The sequence below is a fragment of the Williamsia sp. Y712 genome, assembly GCF_059445525.1.
The window spans coordinates 106853-129578 of sequence record NZ_JCAIUN010000003.1; the positions used below are offsets into that span (position 1 = coordinate 106853).

General features: G+C 63.8%; 22 protein-coding genes. 8 read left to right on the top strand and 14 right to left on the bottom strand.

The window, feature by feature from the left end:
* Positions 1 to 71 precede the first annotated feature (71 nt).
* Positions 72 to 494, top strand: coding sequence for a hypothetical protein (locus AC1D75_RS19750; RefSeq protein ID WP_495517031.1), 423 nt, complete (start codon positions 72 to 74; stop codon positions 492 to 494).
* Here the strand turns inward: AC1D75_RS19750 and AC1D75_RS19755 are convergent.
* The gene (locus tag AC1D75_RS19755; RefSeq protein WP_495517032.1) at positions 469 to 1152 is read right to left on the bottom strand and encodes a TetR/AcrR family transcriptional regulator; all 684 of its coding nucleotides are present in this window, start codon (positions 1150 to 1152) and stop codon (positions 469 to 471) included. The two genes, AC1D75_RS19750 and AC1D75_RS19755, sit on opposite strands and share 26 nt — an antisense overlap.
* Before the next feature lie 80 nt (positions 1153 to 1232).
* Between AC1D75_RS19755 and AC1D75_RS19760 the strand changes: the two genes are divergently transcribed.
* The 3 genes from AC1D75_RS19760 to AC1D75_RS19770 are packed head-to-tail and all read left to right on the top strand — an operon-like array spanning position 1233 to position 4352.
* The gene (locus tag AC1D75_RS19760; RefSeq protein ID WP_495517033.1) at positions 1233 to 2009 is read left to right on the top strand and encodes a carboxymuconolactone decarboxylase family protein; all 777 of its coding nucleotides are present in this window, start codon (positions 1233 to 1235) and stop codon (positions 2007 to 2009) included.
* Between the two features lie 2 nt (positions 2010 to 2011).
* A complete protein-coding gene (locus AC1D75_RS19765; protein ID WP_495517034.1) occupies positions 2012 to 2842 on the top strand; it encodes a mycofactocin-coupled SDR family oxidoreductase in 831 nt (276 codons plus the stop codon).
* 46 nt (positions 2843 to 2888) lie between these two features.
* Complete coding sequence (locus AC1D75_RS19770; protein ID WP_495517035.1) at positions 2889 to 4352, top strand: aldehyde dehydrogenase family protein; 1464 nt, start codon at positions 2889 to 2891, stop codon at positions 4350 to 4352.
* Between the two features lie 67 nt (positions 4353 to 4419).
* Here AC1D75_RS19770 and AC1D75_RS19775 read toward each other — a convergent pair whose 3' ends face one another.
* Both AC1D75_RS19775 and AC1D75_RS19780 read right to left on the bottom strand, forming a co-directional pair.
* The gene (locus tag AC1D75_RS19775) at positions 4420 to 4632 is read right to left on the bottom strand and encodes a ferredoxin (RefSeq protein WP_495517036.1); all 213 of its coding nucleotides are present in this window, start codon (positions 4630 to 4632) and stop codon (positions 4420 to 4422) included.
* Positions 4632 to 5906: a cytochrome P450 gene (locus AC1D75_RS19780; protein WP_495517037.1), complete on the bottom strand. Its 1275-nt coding sequence runs from the start codon at positions 5904 to 5906 to the stop codon at positions 4632 to 4634. Before AC1D75_RS19780 ends, AC1D75_RS19775 begins: the two co-directional genes overlap by 1 nt.
* A gap of 169 nt (positions 5907 to 6075) precedes the next feature.
* Between AC1D75_RS19780 and AC1D75_RS19785 the strand changes: the two genes are divergently transcribed.
* Positions 6076 to 6678, top strand: coding sequence for a TetR/AcrR family transcriptional regulator (locus tag AC1D75_RS19785; RefSeq protein WP_495517038.1), 603 nt, complete (start codon positions 6076 to 6078; stop codon positions 6676 to 6678).
* A 92-nt stretch (positions 6679 to 6770) separates the two neighbouring features.
* Here the strand turns inward: AC1D75_RS19785 and AC1D75_RS19790 are convergent, their stop codons facing one another.
* On the bottom strand, positions 6771 to 7616 hold the full coding sequence (locus AC1D75_RS19790; protein ID WP_495517039.1) for a mycofactocin-coupled SDR family oxidoreductase: 846 nt from the start codon (positions 7614 to 7616) through the stop codon (positions 6771 to 6773).
* 406 nt (positions 7617 to 8022) lie between these two features.
* Here AC1D75_RS19790 and AC1D75_RS19795 point away from each other — a divergent pair, with 406 nt between their 5' ends.
* Complete coding sequence (locus tag AC1D75_RS19795) at positions 8023 to 9405, top strand: ABC transporter substrate-binding protein (protein WP_495517040.1); 1383 nt, start codon at positions 8023 to 8025, stop codon at positions 9403 to 9405.
* A gap of 11 nt (positions 9406 to 9416) precedes the next feature.
* On the top strand, positions 9417 to 10166 hold the full coding sequence (locus AC1D75_RS19800; RefSeq protein ID WP_495517041.1) for an FAD binding domain-containing protein: 750 nt from the start codon (positions 9417 to 9419) through the stop codon (positions 10164 to 10166).
* Here AC1D75_RS19800 and AC1D75_RS19805 read toward each other — a convergent pair.
* The 6 genes from AC1D75_RS19805 to AC1D75_RS19830 all read right to left on the bottom strand — a co-directional run bounded on the left by AC1D75_RS19805 (position 10159) and on the right by AC1D75_RS19830 (position 17766).
* Positions 10159 to 11001, bottom strand: a complete 843-nt coding sequence (locus AC1D75_RS19805; protein WP_495517042.1) for a mycofactocin-coupled SDR family oxidoreductase — start codon at positions 10999 to 11001, stop codon at positions 10159 to 10161. The genes AC1D75_RS19800 and AC1D75_RS19805 overlap by 8 nt on opposite strands.
* A gap of 175 nt (positions 11002 to 11176) precedes the next feature.
* Positions 11177 to 13417, bottom strand: coding sequence for an AAA family ATPase (locus tag AC1D75_RS19810; protein ID WP_495517043.1), 2241 nt, complete (start codon positions 13415 to 13417; stop codon positions 11177 to 11179).
* 19 nt (positions 13418 to 13436) lie between these two features.
* Positions 13437 to 14366, bottom strand: a complete 930-nt coding sequence (locus tag AC1D75_RS19815; RefSeq protein ID WP_495517044.1) for a CDP-alcohol phosphatidyltransferase family protein — start codon at positions 14364 to 14366, stop codon at positions 13437 to 13439.
* Positions 14363 to 15076, bottom strand: a complete 714-nt coding sequence (locus AC1D75_RS19820; RefSeq protein WP_495517045.1) for a phosphatidylserine decarboxylase — start codon at positions 15074 to 15076, stop codon at positions 14363 to 14365. The genes AC1D75_RS19815 and AC1D75_RS19820 overlap by 4 nt, the downstream gene beginning before the upstream one ends.
* 93 nt (positions 15077 to 15169) lie before the next feature.
* Positions 15170 to 16405, bottom strand: a complete 1236-nt coding sequence (gene moeA, locus AC1D75_RS19825; RefSeq protein WP_495517046.1) for a molybdopterin molybdotransferase MoeA — start codon at positions 16403 to 16405, stop codon at positions 15170 to 15172.
* Positions 16405 to 17766 carry a dipeptidase gene (locus AC1D75_RS19830; RefSeq protein WP_495517047.1) on the bottom strand — a complete coding sequence of 454 codons (1362 nt, stop codon included), beginning with the start codon at positions 17764 to 17766 and terminating at the stop codon, positions 16405 to 16407. Before AC1D75_RS19830 ends, moeA begins: the two co-directional genes overlap by 1 nt.
* A gap of 91 nt (positions 17767 to 17857) precedes the next feature.
* Here AC1D75_RS19830 and AC1D75_RS19835 point away from each other — a divergent pair, with 91 nt between their 5' ends.
* A complete protein-coding gene (locus AC1D75_RS19835; RefSeq protein WP_495517048.1) occupies positions 17858 to 18646 on the top strand; it encodes an HAD-IIA family hydrolase in 789 nt (262 codons plus the stop codon).
* 10 nt (positions 18647 to 18656) lie between these two features.
* Here AC1D75_RS19835 and AC1D75_RS19840 read toward each other — a convergent pair whose 3' ends face one another.
* The 4 genes from AC1D75_RS19840 to AC1D75_RS19855 form a co-directional block, all read right to left on the bottom strand.
* A complete protein-coding gene (locus AC1D75_RS19840; RefSeq protein WP_495517049.1) occupies positions 18657 to 19112 on the bottom strand; it encodes an SRPBCC family protein in 456 nt (151 codons plus the stop codon).
* A 93-nt stretch (positions 19113 to 19205) separates the two neighbouring features.
* Positions 19206 to 20330 carry an acyl-CoA dehydrogenase family protein gene (locus tag AC1D75_RS19845; protein WP_495517050.1) on the bottom strand — a complete coding sequence of 375 codons (1125 nt, stop codon included), beginning with the start codon at positions 20328 to 20330 and terminating at the stop codon, positions 19206 to 19208.
* Between the two features lie 36 nt (positions 20331 to 20366).
* Positions 20367 to 21539 (bottom strand): acyl-CoA dehydrogenase family protein, encoded by a 1173-nt coding sequence (locus AC1D75_RS19850; protein ID WP_495517051.1) that lies wholly within the window; start codon positions 21537 to 21539, stop codon positions 20367 to 20369.
* A gap of 192 nt (positions 21540 to 21731) precedes the next feature.
* A complete protein-coding gene (locus AC1D75_RS19855) occupies positions 21732 to 22616 on the bottom strand; it encodes a LysR family transcriptional regulator (protein WP_495517052.1) in 885 nt (294 codons plus the stop codon).
* Positions 22617 to 22726: the final 110 nt, after the last annotated feature.

Below are 22726 nucleotides of genomic sequence, written 5' to 3' on the forward strand. Positions count from 1 at the left end.
CGCCCAGGTCACCGTAAAGCTGTCCGCCGGTCGGTAGGACAGTTGACGACCTCACCACCTAGTCTGTCTCCATGATTCGGGTGCGCGTGGTTGTGATGCTGATCCTGGCGGGTTTGATGTTGCTTGTCGGAGCGTGCGGCAGCGACGACAAAGAGGCCGATTCGACGTCGGCAGGATCGCTGGCGCTGCCCGGTGACTTCCCTTCCCAGGTGCCGGTGATCGAGGGTGCGGTGCTGGCTGTCGGAGGCACGGCCAAGGACGGCTGGAACCTGACCGTGGCCGGCCGGGCCGACGCGGGTGACCCGTTCGACAACGCATCGACGCAACTTCTCGACGGTGGGTTCACCGAGCAATTCCAGCGCCAGGAGGGCCCCGAGTCCGTGAAGGGTTTTGTGGCCGAGGCGGACGGCAAGCGCTACACCGTGGTGATCGGCACGACCGAGGCATCCGTCAGCGGTCCGACGGCCATCACCTATCAGGTGTCGCAGTCGTAGCCCGTCTGCTCTTTGATTGTGGCCAGGCGGCCAGGGCCGCGAGAGTCTCCGCTGACGGCGGGGTCACGAGGTACGCCATCAAGCTGTCCAGTAGCTGACTCACATGTACCGCGTACGGCGGAATGGGTAGCCCCAGCATGCGGGTGCGATGCCGATCCGCGCATACGTGCAGGCTTGTAGCCGATGCCTGGCGAATCCGGATTTCCCGCAAACGTTTCGGTATGTCACTGATCAGTGAGTCGACCCGTGCGGTGTACGCGTCCTCGACTGTCCGATTGGACGAGGGAAGCCGGTCCAAGGGGTGGACCTTGTGTCCGAGTTGTTCGAGGAACTGCAAGTAGTAACAGTCTTCGTCTTCGGCGAGTTCGATCAACGGTAGATGGTGTGCCTCGATCACCCCGCGCAAGTCGTCAGCGGGTGTTCGGGCCTGGAGCAGTGCCCGCCTGCGGTCCAGATCGTCGAGGCGGTTGACCAGGATGGCCTCGACCAGGCCTTCTTTTGATCCGAAGTGATATTGCACTGCCGATTTGTTCGCCATGCCCGCTTCGGTCCCGATCTGGCGCAGCGGTACCCCGTCGATTCCGTGGACCGCAAAAAGGCGCTCGGCGGCGAGCACCAGTTGCTGTTTGGCGGACCGACCGACCGGGGGCATCGACATTTCACCATGAAACCATGATGGACAAAATTAGGGCTAGGGACTTAAAGTTCAGGCACTTGACCTGAAAGTGAGTACCCAAAATGGAAAACTTGGCGCCTTCCGGCTATCGCGACGTGATGATGTCGGACCCCCCGATCGGCTCGACCCCGTTTGTTGATGCGCAGCAGCGGTTTGTCTTCGGCGAGGTGTGGGCGCGGCCCGGACTGAGCCGCCGCAACCGCCGCTGGGTCACATTGACCTGTGTCGGCGCCGCCGACGCGCAGCAGCCGATCGAGGATCAGGTCATCGCCGCGCTGAGCAGCGGTGACATCACCATCGACGAGATGCTGGAGTTCGTCCTGCATTTCGCGGTCTACAACGGCTGGCCCAAGGCGTCACACCTCGAGGGCGTTGTGCGACGGCAGTGGGCGATATTGGAGCAGGGCCGGGGCCGCTCGGGTGTGGTGGCCCCGCAAGAGAACACGCAATTGGGATTGTCCGACTGGGACGAGCGGATCGAGCGTGGCGTGCAGGAGTTCCGTGACGTCAATCTGATCGAGGCTCCCGGTCCCGACACGCCGTACATGCACGCCGGCATCCTGAACTTTGTATTCGGACACGTCTGGCAGCGCCCCGGACTCAGTCGGCGCGATCGACGATTCATCACCGTTGCCTCTGTGGCCGTGTGTGATTCGGCGTTGCCACTGACGTCGCATACCGGATCGGCCCTCGAATCGGGCGACATCACCAAGGCCGAGATGGACGAGGTCGTGCTCCAACTGTCGGCGTACTCGGGTTTCGCCAAAGGTGAAGCTCTCCATGCAGTTGCGGAACAAGCCTGGGCAAGGATCGCCCGGTCACAGGAAAAGGAAGCGTGAAAATGTCAGGACTTGAAGGTCGCGTTGCGTTCATCACCGGTGCAGGCCGTGGGCAGGGCCGCGCTCACGCCGTGCGGTTGGCGCGCGAAGGTGTCGACATCATCGCTGTGGACATCTGCGAGAACGTCGATTCGATGACGTATCCCAATGCAAGCGAGGCGGATTTGGCCGAAACCGTGCGGCTTGTGGAGCAGCAGGATCGTCGGATCGTCGCCCGCAAGGCGGATGTGCGGAATTATGAGGAGCTTTCGGAAGCATTTGGTGAGGGGCTGGCCGAGTTCGGGCGGTTGGACATCGTGATCGCCAACGCCGGGATCATCAGGATGGGTCCGGAATCGGAGGACTTCCTCGCCGATTGGAAAGACGTCATCGACACGAACCTGTCCGGGGTGTTCCATACCGTCCGTGCCTCACTGCCGGCGCTACGCGAAGGTGGACGTGGCGGTTCGATCGTCATCACCAGCTCCACTGCCGGATTGAAGGCGTCGGCATCACTCAATGCCAGCGGCATGGCCTACGCATCGGCCAAGCGCGGACTTGTCGGGCTCATGCAGGGGCTGGCCAGTTATCTTGCACCCGAATGGATTCGGGTCAACACCATTCATCCGACAGGTGTGGCCAGTGGTATGACGATGAACGAGGCCATGGCGAAGCTGTTCGAGGAAGCATCGGCCGGTGGCTCCAACTCCATCTCCGGAATGCAGAACGCACTCCCGATTCAGATGCTCGAGCCCGAAGATGTTGCCAACGCGGTGGCTTTCCTGGTCTCCGACGAAGCCAAGTTCATCACCGGAACCGAATGGGCCCTGGACGCGGGCTTCATGATCCGCTGAACATGCGTATCGGCAACTCTGACCGCAGAATGGATTGGATGGAAGCATGAGCGCAATACCGGTCTCTGAAGCGTTACCTTCGGCATTGTTGATCGGAGGTGATCGGGTCACCGGGTCGTCGGGCGGGACGTACGATCACATCTATCCGGCGAATGGGTTGTGTAATGCGACTGTCGAACTCGCCGGATATGACGAGATCGATCGTGCAGTGTCAGCGGGGCGAGAGGCCCAGCGTGAGTGGATCTCCATGCCCCCGGCGCAAAGGCGTGACCTCATGTTCGACCTTGCCGACGCCGTCAAGCAGGACGTTGATCGACTGGCGCGCCTGAATGTTCACGATTTTGCCGTGCCGGTGCGAACCAGCCCCGGCCACGTGATGCTTGCCGAGAGCTTCATTCGGTACTACGCCGGGTACGTCGACAAGGCTCATGGGTCGAGCACCCCGGTATCGAGCAGGTTCGACATCAATCTCATCGAGCGTGAGCCCTATGGCGTGGTCGGCATCATCGCGCCATGGAACGGCCCGATGGTGGTCGTCGGACTGAACGTCGCTCCAGCCTTGGCCGCTGGGAATGCGGTGATTCTCAAACCATCGGAGTTGTCGCCGTTCAGCCCCCTGCGGTTCGGCGAGTTGTGTCTCGACGTCGGAATGCCGCCAGGGCTTGTCAACGTGCTGCCGTCGGGACCCGAGGGTGGCGACGCGCTTGTCCGTCACCCCGGGATCGGGAAAATCCACTTCACCGGTGGCGGCGACACGGCCCGCAAGATCATCGCCGCCGCCGCACCCAATCTCACTCCGGTGGCCACGGAGTTGGGTGGCAAATCCGCGGACATCGTCTTCGGGGATGCCGACCTCGACCAGGCGGCGATCCTTGCAGCTTGGCAGGGCCCTTTGGGCCAATCAGGGCAGAGTTGTGCATGCGCGAGTCGGATCCTGGTGCAGGACAGCGTCTACGATGACTTCCTCGAGCGATTTCTGAATGTGATCTCGGCTGCACCGATCGGGGACCCTTTCGACGCGGCCACCATGGTCGGGCCCGTGGTCAGCCAGGCCGCGGCCGACCGGATCCTCGGTGTGATCGACCGTGCTGTTGAAGAAGAGATGGGCGAACTGATCACCGGAGGTCATCGGATCGGTGGTGACCTCGGCTCCGGGTTCTACATCGAGCCGACAGTGTTCGTCGATGTCGACAACACATCGCCATTGGCGACTGTCGAAACCTTCGGACCGGTGGTGTCGGTTATGCGTTTCACCGATGAGGCAGAAGCCGTCGCCCTGGCGAATGACACCACTTTCGGTCTCAATGCTTATGTTCAGACGACCGACCTGGCACGCGCGCATCGTGTTGCGCGCCAGCTCGAGTCGGGCTCGGTGTGGATCAACAGGAACAGCGACATCTCGCCTCAGGGGCCGTATGGCGGCTACAAACAAAGTGGCACCGGTCGCGCAGGCGGACTGGAGGGGCTCCACGAGTTCTTGCAGGTCAAGAACATTCGAATCGGTATGTGAACTGTCGTTCAACCAGAAACCGGCGACGAGCCAGCTCGTCGCCGGTTTCTGGTTGTTCCTGCCTTGATCAGCGTTCCTCGATGCTGATCGCCTGGCGGGGACAGGCGGCAATCGCAGCGCGGATCGACTTCTCGGATCCTTCTGGAGGAAACTCAACCCAGATGGCCATGTCGTCGTCGCCGATGTCGAATATGTCAGGAGCGGTCTGGACACAGAGCGCGTGGCCTTCGCAACGTTCCTTGTCGACGGTGAGTCTCGGACGCGATGTGGTCATGTTCATCACTCCCCGGGTTGGGTGAAGAGCAGATGGAGTTCTGACAGACCACGCAGCAGGAATGTCTTTTCGTAGCTGTACTGACGGTTGCCTGCCGGCCCGTGCTTGTCCTCGTTGATGGCGATGTTTCCGGTGTTCGCAAGGTAGCGTTCGACCGTGGCGGTGGCTTCCGCGCGCGCCAGGGGCGCTCCGGGACAGGTGTGTGCCCCGCGGCCGAATGCGATGTGTTCCCTGTTGTTTTCGCGAGCGAGGTCGAACACATCCGGATTCTCGAACTTGCGGTCGTCGCGGTTGCAGGCACCGGGATGGACCATGAGTGTCGTACCGGGCGGCACGTCGACGCCCCCGAGGTTGACGGCCATCTTCGTGAACCGGAAGTCGCTCTTGGTGGGGCTTTCCAGTCGCAGGACCTCTTCGATGAACGGTGCTATGACCTTCTTGTCTTCACGCAACTTCGCCTGCAGCTCTTGGTCTTCGGCGATGATGCGAAGCGCGGATCCGATCAGGCGTGCGGTGGTGTCTTGGCCGGCACCGAAGAGGAAAGATGCCAATCGTACGACCACGTCGGGCTCCGGAACGGTGCCGTCGGGATAGGTGGCGGTTGCGAGTTGGGTGAGTACGTCCTCTTGTGGGTTCTGGCGGCGATCGATGACGTATTCCATGAATCGCTCTTCGCAATACTCGAGCAGGTTGGTCTCGACGGTTTCTGATCCACCCAGCGCACCAACAACTTTGGCCTTGAAGTTGCTCATGCGGAGATTCTCGCGATCTTCGTCCGGCATACCGAGCAGGTCTGCGATCACCAAAGTGGTGAAGGGCCGGGAATAGTCGGCGATCACCTCGCTGGCACCAGTCGCAACATCCTCGATGAGGCACTGGTCGGCGATGGCGGACATCGCTTCGGCGTTCTCCCGTAGACGACGCGGGGTCATGATGCGACGGAGCAGTCCCCGTTCGCGCTCATGTGGCGCGCCATCCATCGTGATCAGGTATTCGTGGAAGAACCAGTGCTCGCGGTTCTGTTCGACATAGTCGCTGATGTCGTCGCCGTCGGGCTGGCCTTCGAGCGGTGGGAACGGACCGGCAACGGAATTGCAGGCAGAGAACACCTCGGGGTCCCGGTAGACCTCGATGGCTTCCTCATAGCCGGTGACGGCCATGACCCGGGGCATGGCGATGGGATGTACCGGGCACCGCGACCGCAGCTCGTCGAAATACGGATACGGGTCGTCCGCCAGTGCGGGTTCGCTGAAGAAGTCTGCCTTGGTGATGTCAACCATCGGAGGCCTTTCGGTGGTGGGCTGTGTGACTGCCGAAGCCAAAACTGATCGATCGATCAGAATGTTACAGTGAGTCATGCATAGTGCGGGAGTGAATTTGAAGTCAAGATCGTGTTCGGGCTCGCGATGCTTGAAGTCCGTGCGCGTCTTTGTCGGCGGGGGACGCTGAATGGCAACGCCACGCACGAAGCGTGATCCGGATGCGGTCAATGCCCGCACCCGTTTGATGGAAGCGACGATCGAGGTCATTCTCGAAGAGGGTTACGCCGCAGCGACATCCAGGAAGGTCGCCGCCAGGGCCGGTGTCAAGCAGGCGCTGGTGTATTACTACTTCCCGACGATGGACGACCTGTTTCTCGCCGTGGTCCGTGGAGGCGCCGAGGTCACGTACGAGCGTCAACGTCGCGCGCTGGAACAGAACGATCCACTGCGGGCGTTGTGGCTGGTCAGTGGCGATGCCCGGGCCACCAAGCTGAACACCGAATTCATGGCATTGGCCAATCACCGGAAGGTGATCAGTGCTGAATTGAAGAAGTCGTCCGAGCGCATTCGCGACATCGAAACCGCGGCGGTGACCATGGTTCTTCGGGCTCGTGGCGTCGACTTGGAAAAGTATCCGCCGGTGGTGATGTCGATGATCCTGACCGGTATGGCTCGCAATCTCCGCAACGAGGAAGCCGTCGGTGTGACTGCCGGCCATGCCGAACTCGTGGCGTTCATCGAGCGGTTCATCGACGAGTACTCCTCCGTGTCGCCGGAGCGCGACGGGTGAGTCGCCGGACCTGGTCTGGATCAGTCGACTGATCAGGGCTGTGTGACATGGGACGGGAACATGCCACGCAGCCCTGAGGAGCCGTCGAGGTGCTACTTCAGCAGGCTTCCCCCGTCGACGGCCAGTGAGATGCCGGTGACATAGCGGGATTCGTCGGAGGCCAGGAAGAGCACCGCGTTGCTGATGTCCTCGGGTTCGACCCAGCCGATCGGCAGGACGTGCATCATCTTCGCGACCACCTCGAGGTCGTCGGGGCCCGGGTTCTCCAGGTCGGGCCGGAACATCTTCATCGTGCCCTCATTCATGAACATCGGGGAGTTCACATTGGTCGGCAGAACCGAGTTGACCCGGATCGAGTGCGCTCCGAGTTCGACGGCGAAGCTTCGCATGAGCCCGATGACGCCGTGTTTGGCGGCGATGTAGTGCCCGGTGTTCGGGTAGGCCTTCATGCCGCCGACCGAGCTGGTCAACACGATTGATCCGCCGTTTCCGGCCGACAGCAGATGGGGCACAGCGGCTTTGACTGTCTTCCAGACGCCCGACAGGTTGACGTCGATCATCTCCTGCCAGTCCCGCTCGCTGGTTTTGTCGAGGGTCTCGCCGCCGTTGCCGATGCCCGCGTTGGCAACGATGACATCGAGTCGGCCGAGCTCTTCGACGCCGCAGTCCACCGCGGAGACGATTGCGTCGAAGTCGCGTACGTCGGCCTGTGTGGCGATGATCCGGCGGTCCAGATCTTCGACCAGCTTGACGGTTTCGGCGAGGTCCTCCGGTGTCGACGCCGCGATGAGTGGCTCGACCTCGTCGGAGATGGGTCCGCAGATGTCGACCGCGATGATGTCGGCGCCTTCTTGTGCCAGGCGCACCGCATGGCTTCGTCCCTGCCCCCGCGCTGCTCCGGTGACGAAGGCGACTTTGCCCTCCATACGTCCCGCCATTGTCCCACCGATCCTTTCGAAATTGATTACGTGTCGGGGTTGATTGGTCACCGACACGAAACTGATCACTTGATCAAGACTCTCCCATCACGATGGTGTTCTGTCAACGGCGACGCCTGGACCATCGTGAAGAGTGAATATCCGGGGAATCGCTGCAGCAGTGTGTAATCGAGTCTCCGCGGCAGCGATCTCCACGTCGAATATTCCTGACGGACGAAGAAATATGATCGGTCGATCAGGGGTAAATCGGCGAAACGCTTGTATCCAACGAGGGGGAGGAGTTAGCTTTGCCGGGTAGTCGACGGAACCCTCGCGCCGGTGTTTTCGGCAGCCGCGTGCAGCCGGCGGGCCGTCGCTGCCTCCTCCCAAGCCTGACGACCCCGGATGTTCTCCGAGAGGAAAAACAATGACTGCACGTCGCATGTTTGTCGCCGTGGTGGCGAGTGTTCTGCTGGTGTCCGCCTGTGGCGACCGGGGCGGGGGGACTGCTGGGAATGAGGGTGCCGATACAGCGGACTCGTCCGCGGCGGGCCTGTCGGCCGACTTCGGTGATCTGTCGGACGTCTGTCAGCAGGGCTCGATGTCCTCGGCACCGACTCAGGGTGTAACGGCCGATGCGATCCAGGTCGGTGTCTTCTCTGACGTGGGGTTCAACAAGAATGCCGAATTCGTCAATGCGGCGAAGGTTTTCACGTCGTGGTGCAACGAGTTGGGCGGCATCGGCGGCCGCAAGATCACGGCCACCACCCGCGACTCGAAGCTGATGGATGTACGGAAGCAGATGTTGGAGGCGTGTCGCGAGGATTTTGCTCTTGTCGGCGGTGGTAGTGCACTCGACGGCCTCGGAGTGAAGGAACGGGTCTCTTGTCTGTTGCCGAGCTTCCCGGCGCAGGTCGCTCAATTGTCGTCGGTGGGTTCTGATCTCGAGATCAGTGCGGATCCGACTCAGGTGCCCGGCTACGACCCGTTCTTCGGGTTCCGCCAGTGGTTGATCAACGATGCCCATCCCGATTCGGCCGATGCGGTCGGAATCATCAACGGAGATTCGCCGGTCACCAAGCTCATGGGGGAGCAAGCCGTCGAGTCCACCGAAGCGGCCGGCGGGGTGTTTGTTTACAACGATCTGTATCCGGCAATGGGCGTTTCGGATTGGACACCATACGCACAGGCCTTGAAGAGCAAGGGTGTCAAAGGCCTGATCTTCTATGGTGAGTTTTCGCAGTTGGCCAAACTGGAGAGCGTGCTGACGTCTATGGAGTACAAGCTCGATTGGATTGATGCGAACAACAACGCCTACGGGCAACAGTTCGCCGACCTGGTGGGCAACTCGGCGGATTATCAGAACAACTACGTGGACCTCGGCGGAAATCTGCCACTCGGCAGTGACGCGCCGGCGATGAAGCAGCTCAAGGAACTCTGGGCGAAATATGCCCCCGGTGCGGAGCTGACACATCCGGCGATGCGCGCGATGTCGTCCTGGCTGCTCTTCGCCACTTCGGCCGCCAAGTGCGGGGACGACCTCACGCGTACCTGCCTTCATGACACCGCGAAAAAGGAAACCGCCTGGACCGGTGGGGGTCTGCACGCGCCGGTGAATCTGGCGCAGCCGACGCCTCCGTCGGCCTGCTTCAACGTCGAACGATTGACCGGTGCGGGATGGGAGCCTGCGGACTTTCAGCCTGACAACGGTCCGTATCGATGTGACGTTCCCCCGTACAAATACACCAATACCTACGGCACTCCGCTCACCTTGGCCGACGTCGGTAAGAGCATGAGCGACGTCGAATGAGTGTGGTGCCGATGAAACTGCCGGCAGTCGAATTGCAGGGCTTCGAACTCGGTCCGGATTCGGTCTGGATCGGCGCGGGTACAACGCATGCCGCGATCAGGCACTCGGGGCTGATTCGAGAACACGTCCCCTTGCTCTGGCCGGCGACTCCGGTGAACGGGCCTCCCGGCGACCGCGAGACGATCGGTGGATCGATCGCTCACGCCGATGCCGCCGATGAGTACGCCGCAGTGGCATTGGCGCTCGATGCCGAGTTCGAGACGCTCTCACCCCGTGGCAGCCGGACCGTCGAGGCGACGGACTTCTTCACCGGGCCATGGAAAACGGTGTTGGCCGGCGACGAGGTCCTGACTGGGATCGTGGTTCCGCGCCGCTACGACCGGGGCGGCTACGCCATCGAAGGGTTCCGGCGGTGCGGTGATGACTCCGCGGCGGTGGGTGCGGCCGTGGTCGTCTGGCTCGATGCCTACGGCCGCGTCGATCACTGCGCGATCGCGCTGTACGGCCTGGCTGAATCGGTGGTGCGGGCCATTGCTGCCGAGCTGGCGGTGGTGGGGCGACATGTGGGGGACATCTGTCCCGGAGATGTTGCTGCCGAGTCGATTTGGGCGGCATCCGGTTTCGGTGACCAGCGCGGCCGGGCCGGTGCTGTGGTGGTGGCACGTGCGTGGCGGCGGGCCGTGCGGGACGCGCTGTATCCACGAGGGGCTCGTTGCCTGCCCCTCGTGGATACCCGCGGTCAGCGGTGCGGGCCTACTTGAGGCAGCTGCCGGCGTCGACGGACAGTGTCACACCGGTGACGAAGCGGGCTTCGTCGGAGGCGAGGAAGAGCACCGCATTGCTGATGTCCTCGGGTTCGACCCAACCGATCGGGAGCACATGCATGAACTTCGCGACGAGCTCCATGTCGTCGGGCCCCGGATTTTCCAGGTCGGGACGGAACAGCTTCATCGTGCCCTCGTTCATGAACATCGGTGTGTTCACATTGGTCGGGTGCACAGAATTGACGCGAATCGAATGCTCTCCGAGTTCGACGGCGAAGCTGCGCATCAGCCCGACAACACCGTGCTTGGCGGCGATGTAATGGCCGGTGTTCGGGTAGGCCTTGAGTCCGCCAACCGAGCTGGTCAAGATGATAGATCCGCCATTGCCGCCTGAAATCAGGTGTGGAACACCGGCTTTCACCGACTTCCAGACGCCCGACAGGTTGACGTCGATCATCTCCTGCCAGTCGCGCTCACTCGTCTTGTCCAGGGTGTCACCGCCGTTACCGATGCCTGCGTTGGCAACGATGACGTCAAGTCTCCCGAGTTGCTCGACGCCACTGTCGACGGCAGCTTTCAGGGCGTCGTAGTCGCGGACATCCGCCTGTACCGCAACGATCCGGCGGTCGAGATCCTCGACGAGCTTGACGGTTTCGGCAAGGTCTTCCGGTGTGGACACCGCGATCACGGCCTCCTCTTCGGAGATCGGGCCGCAGATGTCGACGGCGATGATGTCGGCACCCTCCTGCGCCAAACGTACTGCGTGGCTTCGTCCTTGCCCGCGCGCTGCTCCCGTGATGAAGGCAACCTTGCCCTCCATGCGTCCCGCCATCGTGCACCAACCCTTTCGAGATCGACTCATCGCCGGTTCTCGCTCAGAGCCGACGGTTACGTAAATGCTGAACACTCGCTCAGCACATTTCCACCAAACGGGTCAGCATGTCAACGTTTTGGCGAAGCACGCGAAATCGAACCCAGGCACGCCTGGTTGACGTATTCTGCGGCGTTCAGGCGCCGCGTTTGTCGGCGTATTGCCGCAGGTTCTCCACCTGATCGGGGTCGAGTGAGGGCCGGACCTTGGCCCGGGCCGCGGCCACATCTTCGGCCGTCACGGTGGCGGCGTCGATGTTGCGGCGCATGGCGGCCAGTGCCGCCTCACGCAGGAGCGCCGAACAGTCGGCGGCGGAGTATCCGTCCAGATCGGCGGCGAGCTCGTCGAGATCGATGCCTTCGGCGAGCGGGACCGACCGGCTCGAGGTCCGCAGGATGTCGCCGCGGGCCTCGGCGTCTGGTGGCGGTACGAACACCAGTCGTTCGAGACGGCCGGGCCGCAACAGTGCGGGGTCGATCAGGTCGGGCCGGTTGGTCGCGCCGAGGACCACCACATCACGTAGCGGTTCGACGCCGTCGAGTTCGGTGAGCAGGGCCGCGACCACCCGATCGCCGACGCCGGAATCGGAGGACTGCCCTCGCCGTGGCGCGAGCGCGTCGATCTCGTCGAGGAAGATGAGCGATGGTGCGGATTCCCGGGCCCGGTCGAACAGGTCGCGGACCGCCTTTTCCGAACTGCCGACCCACTTGTCCATGAGTTCAGCACCTTTGACGCTGTGGACACTGAGCTGCCCGGATGCGGCGAGTGCGCGCACCACAAACGTCTTGCCGCAGCCGGGCGGGCCGTAGAGCAGCACACCGCGCGGTGGGTCGACGCCCAGACGGGTGAAGGTGTCGGGATGATGCAGTGGCCACAGGACGGCTTCGGTCAGGGCCTGCTTGGTCTCGACCATGTCGCCGACGTCTTCGAGGGTGATGCCGCCGACGGCAACCTCCGGTGAGGCCGACCGTGACACCGGCCGGATCACTTCCAATGCACCGCTGAGGTCGACCTCGGTCAGTTTGGGGGGCTTGCCATCTCGCGCGCTACGAGCGGCGGCGCGCAGCGCACCTTCGCGGGTCAGGGCGGCGAGGTCGGCGGCAACGAAGCCCGGTGTTCGGGAGGCGATATCGCTGAGATCGATGGTCTCGGTGGGAACGTCGGTCAGCAAGGCGGTGAGCAGCCCTCGGCGGATCTTGTTGTCCGGCAGTCCGATCGACAGCTCTCGATCGCAGAGTTCGGGATCGCGCAGCCGGGTGTCGAGGTTCTCCGGCCTGGAACTGGTGCAGATCAAGGCGACTCGGGGCGCGGTGATGGCGGTCCGCAGGGCGTCGAGGATCAAGGCCGACACCGGATCTGACTCGGCGGGCAGCAGTGCTTCGACGTCGCTGATCAACAGGACCGATCCGCGCTCGTCGGTTGATGAAACCAGTTGGTTGGCCGCATCTCTGACCGCGGTCAGCCGCGAGGACGACTCCAGGGCGCCGGTCACCGGACCGTCCAGATAGATCAGGTTGCGGTCGGCACACACCGCCCGGACCACGGTGGCCTTGCCCGCGCCGGGTGGGCCGGTGACGATCGCGCCGAGCCGTGCCTGCGCGCCGAGTGCGGTGAGCAATTCGGGGTTGTCCAGTGCCAGCCCGATCCACTCGGTGAGCTTGCCGACCTGGGCTTCCACGCCGACCAGTTCATCGACCCGGCGTACCGGTGGCGCCGGTGTACTCGGAGTTTGAATCCGCATCGGCGCGCTCGGGGTCGGCGTCGGTATCGGGGGTGTGTTCGTGCGGTCGGCCCACAGCACAGCGGTGTCGGGTTGCACACTCACCGGGCCCGCCGGTTCGGCGGCGACGACGGTCAGCAGTTCGTTGGTCCACGTGATGCCGACCGAACGTGCCAGGGAGCGGGTGGCCTCGGAGGTGGCGAACTCGGGGCCGAGGTCGCGGGGGAGCAGCGAGACCACGTCACCCACCGACACCACTTTGCCGAGCAGCGCCCGACGCAGTGTTCGTTCGTCGACTGATTCAGAGGTCAGGGACGAACCCCTGACCACGATGCGGGTGGCGCCATGGACCACGGCCGGTGCGAGCACCACGGGTGCATCGGGTTTGATCCCGGCATTCGACAGTGTCAGTTCGTCGAGCAGGGCGATACCTGTCGGTTCGGACGCCGAGGTCGAGGCGATGACCGCGGTGGTGGTCCGGGATCCGATGACCGCAACGCCATCCCATTCGCGCAATGCCAGGCCGGTGAGCACTTCAGGGTGCACCCGGACGATGCCCCGCCGGGCTTCGGCGGCCGACAGGTTGAGTCGTGCGGTCAGTGTCAGCTGCGGTGATCCGGATTGTGTGGGATCAGCGGCCGCGGATTCGGATGTCACAGAAGCAAAACTACCGGTATCAGGAGCCGGGACGCCGCAATCCGAGACGGGCCACGGATTGGGTTGGACGTCCGCGACGCACCTGGCGGATCGCGCGGCGCTCGGCACGCCGTTCCCGCGGATGGTAATCCCAGGTCTCCGGGCGGCTGGCGACCCAGCGTTTGGTGCGCCAGGCGAAAGGGATGTGGACCAGGTAGAGGCCGATGGCGGCGAACATCAGCGCGTACGGGTAGGTCAGTAGGGCCGCGGCGACCAATGCCACCCCGATCAGCACCAGCACCAGTGCATTGGGGGGTACGGCAAACGATTTCAACGACGCCGTGGGTAGTCGGCTCACCGCCAGTAGTGCGGTGAATGTCATCCAGCCGCCGACGAATACGTCCGATGTCCACCAGCCGGAGCCGAACTGCTGGTCGAGCGCGATCGGCAGGATCGCGATCAGGGCAGCCGCCGGTGCGGGTACGCCGACGAAATAGTCCTTGGTGTACTGCGGCCGGTCATCGTCGTCGATCAGGGTGTTGAACCGGGCCAGTCTCAAAACGATTGCACAGCAGTAGATCAGCGACAGCAGCCAGCCGGCGTCATTGCCCTGCAGCATGAGCACGTACAGCGTGAGTGCGGGTGCCACACCGAAGTTGATGGCATCGGCGAGCGAATCGAGCTCGGCGCCGATCTTGGTTGTGGCGCCGAGCAGTCGCGCGATCCGTCCGTCGATGCCGTCGAGCAGCGCCGCCGCGGCGATCATCGCCACGCACAGGTCGACCCGGCCGTCGAGTGCGAACTTCGTTGCCGACAAGCCGGCGCAGATCGCGAGCACGGTGAACGCCGATGGCACCAGCAACTTGCCGGTGTTCAGCGTTCCGGCTCGACTCGGCCGCCGACGGCCGGTTGTCGGGTTGACGCGGCGGGAGGCTGTGCGCTGGGTTTCGCCCCGTCCGTAGGCAATCATTTCAATTGCGCCAAAACGGTTTCCGCGCCCACCGCACGTTGCCCGACGGCAACCAGCGGGCGGGTGCCCTCGGGGAGGTAGAGGTCGACCCTGGATCCGAACCTGATGAGGCCGTACGTGTCGCCGAGTGTGACCTGATCTCCGGGTTTGGCGTCGCAGACGATTCGGCGGGCCAGGAGTCCGGCGATCTGGACCACGGCGAGTTCGGCGCCGTCGTCGGTACGGATCAGCATCGAGTTGCGTTCGTTGGCCTCGCTGGCCGCCGGGAGGTCGGCACTGAGGAACGAACCGGAGCGGTATTCGATCGCCTCGACCTTGCCTGCAACAGGAATCCGCTGCACGTGGACGTCGAAGACCGAGAGAAAGATCGAGACCCGCGGGCGCGGGGTGTCGCCGAGTCCCAGTTCGACGGGCGGGGCCGCGTGATCGACCAGGGCGACCTGTCCGTCGGCCGGAGCGACAACAACACCGGGCGCGTTGGGTGGTACCCGGGACGGGTGGCGGAAGAACGCCGCGGTGGCGAGCGCGGCAACGGTTGCCGGGGTGCGGATCCACCCATGCTTGCGCCCGGCCACCGCGATGGCAGCCGGGACCGCAACAAACGGGATCCCGGCGCGGTGCAGAGGCGGCACGGTCTCGCGGATGAGGTCTGCGATGTGAGCCAGACCGGTAGTCGGCTCGGCGTCTGTCGGAGTGGGGCGTCTGGCCATGGCGTTATTGTTCCAGGCGAACGGCCGGAGCTGCGGCCGGTGCCGACGAGGCGACTGTTTTCGCAGGTCCGGGGCGATGCCGGTGATGGTGTGTCATAACTCTTCGAGTATCAGTACCTCGACTGTGCTGCCGGCATCGACCTTGTCGGTGTCGGCAGAGATGTCCAGCAGGACGTTGGCCGAAGCCATGTACGCGAGGTGATGTGACGCCGGTGGTCCGATGGGCCGGACCTGTGCGACACCATCGGTGATCGTGAGTTCCCCACGCCGGAATTGCCGTTTCCCCTTGGGTGAGGTGAAGGCCTCGGTGACCGTCGCCGCGATGGTTCGGCGCTGGGCCGGTAGTCCCATCGCTGATCGCAGTGGCGGGCGGACGAACACCTCGAACGACACCTGCGCGCTCACGGGATTACCCGGCAGCGTGATGATCGGAACCGGGTGGCCGCCTGCGCTGGTGTAGGTGCCGCAGCCCTGCGGCATCCCGGGTTGCATCGCAACCTTCACGAAATCGACCCCTTCACCGGTGAGGGCGTCCTTGACGACCTCGTACGCGCCGGCGCTGACTCCGCCGGAAGTGATGATCAGATCGACATCCGGGCCTTCTTCCCCGTCGATGTAACTGTCGAGACTGGCTCGGAACTCGGTGACGTCATCGGGCACGAAGTGGACCTGTTCGGCATGCGCGCCTGCCTCGATGGCCGCAGCGGTCAGCATCGCGCCGTTCGACTCATAGATCTGCCCGAACTCCAACGGGATGCCTGCCGGGACCAGTTCGCTGCCGGTGGAGAGCACCAGTACCCGCAGTGGCGCGTAGACCGGCAGTTCGGCCAGACCCAGTGCGGCGGCGAGGCCGAGCTGCGGGGCCCGCAGGACTCGGCCGACGGGCAACGCACGGGCGCCGATGCCGATGTCGGAGCCGGCCCGGCGGACCGCTGTCCCGACGGCGACGGCAGCGAAGATCTGAACCGTTTCGGTGCCGCCGTCGGTGCGCTCGACCTGGATCACCGCGTCGGCCCCGGCCGGCATCGGTGCCCCGGTCATGATCCGGTGCGCGGTTCCGGGCGCAAGAGTGAGCTCGTCGGTACGCCCGGCCGGGATGTCGGCGGCGACCGGCAGGGCCACCGGGGCGTCCTCTGTGGCGGCAGCGATGTCCTCGGCGCGGACGGCATAGCCGTCCATGGCCGAATTGTCGAAGCCGGGCAACGTGATCGGGGCATCGATGTCTTCGGCGAGTGCCCGGCCCAGCGCGTCCGCGGCGGGCACGGTGACAACGCGTGGTGACCGGAACAGTGCGGTCACCGCATCCTGATGTTCGGAAACGCTGCGCATCAGTTCTGGGCTCCGTACTTCGAGAGGAAAAGGGCAAGGGACAGTGCTGTTTTGGAGATCTCGTCGGGATCGACGCTCTCGTTCGGTGCATGGATCCGGCACGCGGGCTCCTCGACACCGAGCAGCGCGATCTCGGCTTGTGGGCAGATTTCCGCCAGTACCGTGCACAGCGGTATCGATCCACCCTGACCCGAATGGACGACGGGTTTGCCGTAGGCCTTGGCCATCGCCGCCGTCAGCGCGGTGTAGCCGGGTCCGGTGGTGACGGCCGAGAACGGCGCGCCGGTCGCCTGGGTCTCGACGTCCACCCGGGCATGCCACGGAATGTGTTCACGTAGATGCTTTTCCAACGCGGTCGCGGCCTCGTCGGGATCCATGCCGGGTGGTACCCGCAGGTTCAATTGCGCGGCTGCCCGCGGGTTGATCGCGGCCGGGGCGCCTGCCGTCGGTGGTGCGTCGATACCGATCACGGTCACGGCAGGTCGCGCCCACACCATTTCGGCGGGGGAGCCCGACCCGATGAGGTCGACACCGTCGAGGGTGGTCGAGTCCGCTCGGAACTGCTTGGCGTCGTAGGAGGCGCCGGGCCACGACTGATCATTGGTGAGGCCGTCGATGGTGGTGTTGCCGTCGGCGTCGCGCAGTGTTGCCAGACCCGCTATCAGCGCGGCCAGTGCGTCGGGTGCGCCGCCGCCGAACTGGCCGGAATGAACCTCGGAGGCAAGGGTTTCCACGGACACTTTCACCGCAGCCATGCCACGCAGGCTGGTGGTGAGTGTCGGGATGCCGGGCGCGACGTTGCCGGTGTCGCAGATGAGGATCATGTCGGCCTGAAAGAGTTCGGGTCGCGTACGCGCCAGGTGGTCGAGTCCTTCGCCGCCTGCTTCTTCGGAGCCCTCGATGACGATCCGGATCCCGACCGGCGGAAGCGGATCGAGCGCCCGCAATGCGGTGAGGATGGCAACCAGATTGCCCTTGCAGTCCGATGAACCACGTCCATACCAACGACCGTCGCGTTCGGTCAGCGAAAACGGGGCGCTGTCCCACAGTTCCGCCGGGCCGGACGGCTGCACATCGTGATGCGAGTAGAGCAGGACCGTCGGCGCACCAGCCGGGCCGGGCACGAACCCCAGGATCGTCTGGCTCCCGTCGATGGTGTCCATCACCAGCGAGTCGACGCCGGCGTCGGAAAACGCTCCGCGGACCCAGGCTGCGCTGGCCCGGCAGTCGTCGCGTTTGGCCGGATCGAGATGCACCGACGGCAGTGCCACCACATCGGCCAGGTCGGAATGTGCGCGTGTCATGAGGCCGGCGACTCGTTTGGACAGTGCGGAAAACTGGGGTGCGCGTTGATCGGCCATGACGCCAAGCATGCCGGAACGGAAGGGCACCTGTCAGCAAGGCGGCCATCCCGTCGTGCGGCCGCGCAGGGGCAGGACTAGCTTTTGAGTCATGGCTGAAGGGTTGCTACTCGACATCGACGGGGTGATCGTCACCTCGTGGGAACCTCTGCCCGGTGCCGTCGAAGCGTTGGAGGCGATCTCCGCATCGGGGATGCCCCGGATGTTCTTGACCAACACGACATCCAAGTCGAGAAGTCAGATCGCGCAAACGCTGACCCGAGTCGGATTCGAAGTGGATGACAACGAGGTGCTGACCGCGGCGGTGCTCACGGCCGAATACCTGCGTGCCAAGCACCCGGGCAAGCGGGTGGTGGTCCTCAACGAAGGAGAGGTCTCCGACGACATGGACGGGATCGATCTCGTCGAGGACAACCCGGACGTGGTGGTGTTCGGCGGTGCCGGGCCCTCGTTCACCCACGAGGTGCTCTCGAAAGCACTGGGCTGGATGATCGACGGGGTGCCCGCCATCTCGATGCACCGGTCGCTGTCCTGGTCGACCGCGTCGGGGCCGAAGATCGACACGGGTATTTATTTGGAAGGCCTGCAGAAGGCGACCGGCAAGAAGATCCCCGCGATCGGGAAGCCGTCTCCACTTGGATTTCGGTCTGCGATCGAGATGCTCGGAGTCGCTGACCCGGCCGAGGTGGTCATGGTCGGCGACGACATATACAGCGATGTTCTCGGTGCGCAAAAGGCTGCCATGGTCGGGGTCCTGGTCCGCACCGGAAAGTTCCGGCCCGAACAACTCCAGGTCTTGGAAGCAGACGAGTTCGGGCAGGTCCCCGACCACGTCATCGACTCGGTCGCGGACCTGCCCGCACTACTGGAAAAACTCTGATCGACCCTGATCAGGCGATGGCGAGTTTGATCTTCGTCAGCGTCTGATTCATCCCGTCGACCAACTCGGCGTCAAACGGCTTCTCGCCGCCCATCGCGGCATTGATGAGGACCTGGGAGACCTTGCTGGTCCCTTTGGGTGCCTCGCGGCGTTCCGTGAGCTTCACACCGTCGGCGGTGGGCGTGATGGTGAAACTCCACACGCTGTTGTTCTCGGCGATCCGGTAGGCGATCTCCTTGTTCGGCTCGTATCGCACCACCTTCGACCTGGTCGGCCACACCAGCAGCCCGCGCTTGTTGATGTTGATCGTTTTGGTTCCGAGGGTGACCGGTCCGCCGCCGCGCACGATGGTCTTGCGGCACTGCGGGCTCCATTCGCCCATCCGTTGCAGGTCGGACACCACCTTCCAGACCTGCTCCGGGGTGGCTTTGATCTCGGTGGACGCTTCGAGCAATGGGGCAGCCATGTTTCTCCTGTCGCGGTTCTACGTCATGAACGAACTCGTCGGTACGGCTTCGTCGATGAACCGCCGGTCCGACTTCGTCAATGTACGTTGTCACTATCCGATCAGGATCTTGTCATAGTCTGCGATGCGATCGGAGAGGGTCCGCAGATGTTCCGCGCTACCGCCGAGAGTGTGTTCGATGGCAAGTAGGCGACTGGCGTAGTGACCGACCGGATATTCCGCGGTGATTCCGATGCCGCCGTGCATCTGAATGGCTTCCTGGCCGACCTTGCGGGCCGACCGGCAGATCTGCAGTTTGGCGCGCGAGGCGATGACCGGATCGATGTCGCCGTCTGCGAGCGACACCGTCGCATAGAGGCTCATGCTGCGGGCCAGCTCGACAAGGACGTACAGATCCGCGGCCCGCTGCGTCAGTGTCTGGAACTTGGCCAGCGGCACTCCGAACTGCTTGCGCTGCTTGAGGTACTCGGCCGTCAGGCGCAGGGTTTCATCCATCGCGCCCACAGCCTCGGCGCACAACCCGACCTGCGCGAGCACCTCACTGCGGATCAGTGCGGCAGCGGTGTCGCCGGAATCGAGCAGGGCCGCCGGGGCGTCCTGCAGGTCGATCTGGGCGCCCCGCCGGGAGTCATGCGTCCGGAACGGCGTGCGCGTGACACCACCGTCAGCAGAATCGACCAGGAACAGGCGGACGGCGTCGTCGAGGCGGGCGGTGACGACGAGGACGTCGGCGCAGTCGCCGTGCAGCACCGGATTCTTGACGCCGGTCAGCGTGTAGCCGTCGCCGGAGGGGGTCGCCGTTGTCGCGACCGCCGCGTTCGGCCAGCGGTCGCCGGGCTCGGTATGGGCGAAGGCGGCCAGCACTTCACCGGCCGCCAGCGCAGGCAGGTACTTCGACTTCTGCTCGGCGCTGCCGGTGTCGGCGATGATCCCGCCGGGGATGATCACCGCATCGAGGAGCGGTTCGGGGGCCAGTGCGCGTCCGAACTCGCCGAGGACGGCGCTGATCTCCTCGGGGCCCGCGCCCATGCCGCCGTCGTCCTCGCTGAACTGCAGACCGAGAATCCCGATCTCGGCCAATGACTTCCAGAGGTCGCGACTCCAGCCGAGGTCGGTATCGGTGACCGCGCGGAGCTTTTCGAGATCGTAGAACTTGGACAGCACATCGCGCGTGGTGTCACGCAGCATCGTCTGCTCTTCGCTGTATTCGAAATCCATGGTGTTCTGTGGTCCTTTACAGGTGCGGGGGCGACTTCACAGCCCGAGGATGGAGGACGCGATGATGGTGCGCTGAACCTCGGACGAGCCGCTGTAGATCGACACCTTCCGGAAGTTGAGGTACGTCGGGACCGTCTCCTGCGCCCAATGGGGAGAGCCGATGTCGGCGGCATCGACGGCGAGCGAATCGACGCCTGCGATGTCGGCGAGAAGCTCGGTGGAGGCCTGCTGCAACTCACTGCCACGAAGTTTGAGGACTGACGAGACCGGGTCGGGCTTTCCGTTCGCCGACGAGGCGACCACTCGCATCTGCGTGAGTTCCAATGCCAGCAGCTCATTTTCGAGTTCGGCGAGGCGCGCTGCGAACAGGGGATCTGCGAGCAGGGTTCCGTTGCCGGAGGGGATCGTCGAGGCGAGTTCCTTGGCGCGGGCCAGCCGGTTCTTGGTGATGCCGACCCGGGTGACGCCGGCACGTTCGTTGCCGAGCAGGAACTTGGCATAGCTCCATCCGGCGTTCTCTTCACCGACGAGATTTTCGACCGGGACCACCACGTCTTCGAAGAAGACCTCGTTGACCTCATACCCGCCGTCGATCAGCTGGATCGGGCGGACGGTGATGCCCGGGGTCTTCAAGTCGATGAGCAGAAAACTGATGCCCGCCTGACGTTTTGGGGCATCGGGATTGGTCCGGACGAGTGCGAAGATCCAGTCGGCGTACTGCGCCAGGGTGGTCCAGGTCTTCTGACCGTTGACCACATAGTGGTCACCGTCGCGCACCGCCCTGGTCTTGAGGGATGCCAGATCGGAACCGGCTTCGGGTTCGGAGAAGCCCTGGCACCACCAGATGTCGAGGTTGGCCGTCGCAGGCAGAAACCGCTCCTTGAGTTCCTGTGAGCCGAAGTTGGCGATCACCGGCCCGACCATGTCGGCGTTGAAAGCCAACGGTTCCAGGACGGAGGCGAGGTTCATCTCGTTCTGCCAGATGTGCTTTTGTACCGGCGTCCAATCTTTGCCACCCCACTCGACCGGCCACTTCGGTACAGCCAGGCCGTGTTCATTGAGTTTGCGCTGCACGGCGATCATGTCGTCGGGAAATATCGAGGTGCCTGCAGCGGCACGCTCGCGGAGCTCTTTGGGAATTTCGGTCGTGAAGAAGGTGCGCAGTTCCTCGCGGAAGGCAACGTCTTCGTCGCTGAGTTTGAGGTGCATGGTTCCTTGATACTCCCGTTCGCGTGGGGTCGCGTCGCGATCTACGCACATCGCCTGATCCACGGCTATGTTCTCGCGCCCAGCGGGCCGACAGCGCCTCGATATTTTTCGAGGTCGGATCTGTTGGCCACCGTATACCGGATGTGCGTGTGGTCGGGGGCCAACCTCGAAGAGTTGTTGACGTCGCGCAGTTCACACAGACAGGTGCCGATGCCCGCTGACGGTTTCGCTGAGGAGGTCGGTGACCGCTCGGACCCGTTGTGAACGCGAGGTATCTCGGGCAACCACCTGCCAGTAGACGCGTTCGACCGAGAAGTGTTGCGGCAGTATCCGAGTCAGCGCAGGATCGGCCTCGCCGACATAGGTCGGCAGCGGTGCGATACCGAGACCTGTCCGGGCCCCCTGGTGATGTCCGGCTATGTTGTTCATCTGCACCCGGGCGGTGATCCCGGGACCGAGATGGTCGAGGATCTGCAACGGCTCGACATCGAGTAGCGCGTCGACGTACCAGATGATGGTGTGCTCGTTCAGTGTGCTGAGTTCGGTGACCGGACCGTGTGACTCGAGGTAGTCGTGCGCTGCGTACAGGCCGAGGGTGTAGGTGCCCAATCTGGTGATCAGGCTGGAACGGCGATTCGGGCGCTCCAATGTGATCGCCACGTCGAAATCGCGAACGGTGAGCAGGTCGTGGCTGGTTGCGGTCACCACTTCGACGGTCAGCTGGGGATGCCGCGCACGGAGGTGCAACAGGGCCGGTGCCAGCACGTACACGCCGAATCCGTCCGGTGCGACGATCCGGACAGATCCGGTGAGCTCGTCGGTTGGGGTGGTGGTGGCATAAGCGGCAGCCACCGCCGCCTCCACGGCGAGGGCGTGAGGGAGCATGCGTTGGCCGGCGGCCGTGAGCTGCCATCCGGAGGTGTGCCGGTCGAAAAGACGTTCACCGGTCTCGCGTTCGAGGGCCGCGATCCGCCGGCTCACGGTGGTGTGGTCGACCCCCAGGCGGCGACCGGCTTCGATGAGTCGCCCCGTTCGGGACAGTTCCAGCAGGTATCTCAGGTGGTCGGCACTCGGCATGCCCTCATTCTGGTGTGTGCATTTCTGCAGATGCAAATGCAGCATTGGCCGTTGACTGTGCGTTGACGCAAAGGCAGCCTTGAGGCAACCGCCAACGTTCAAGGAGAGTG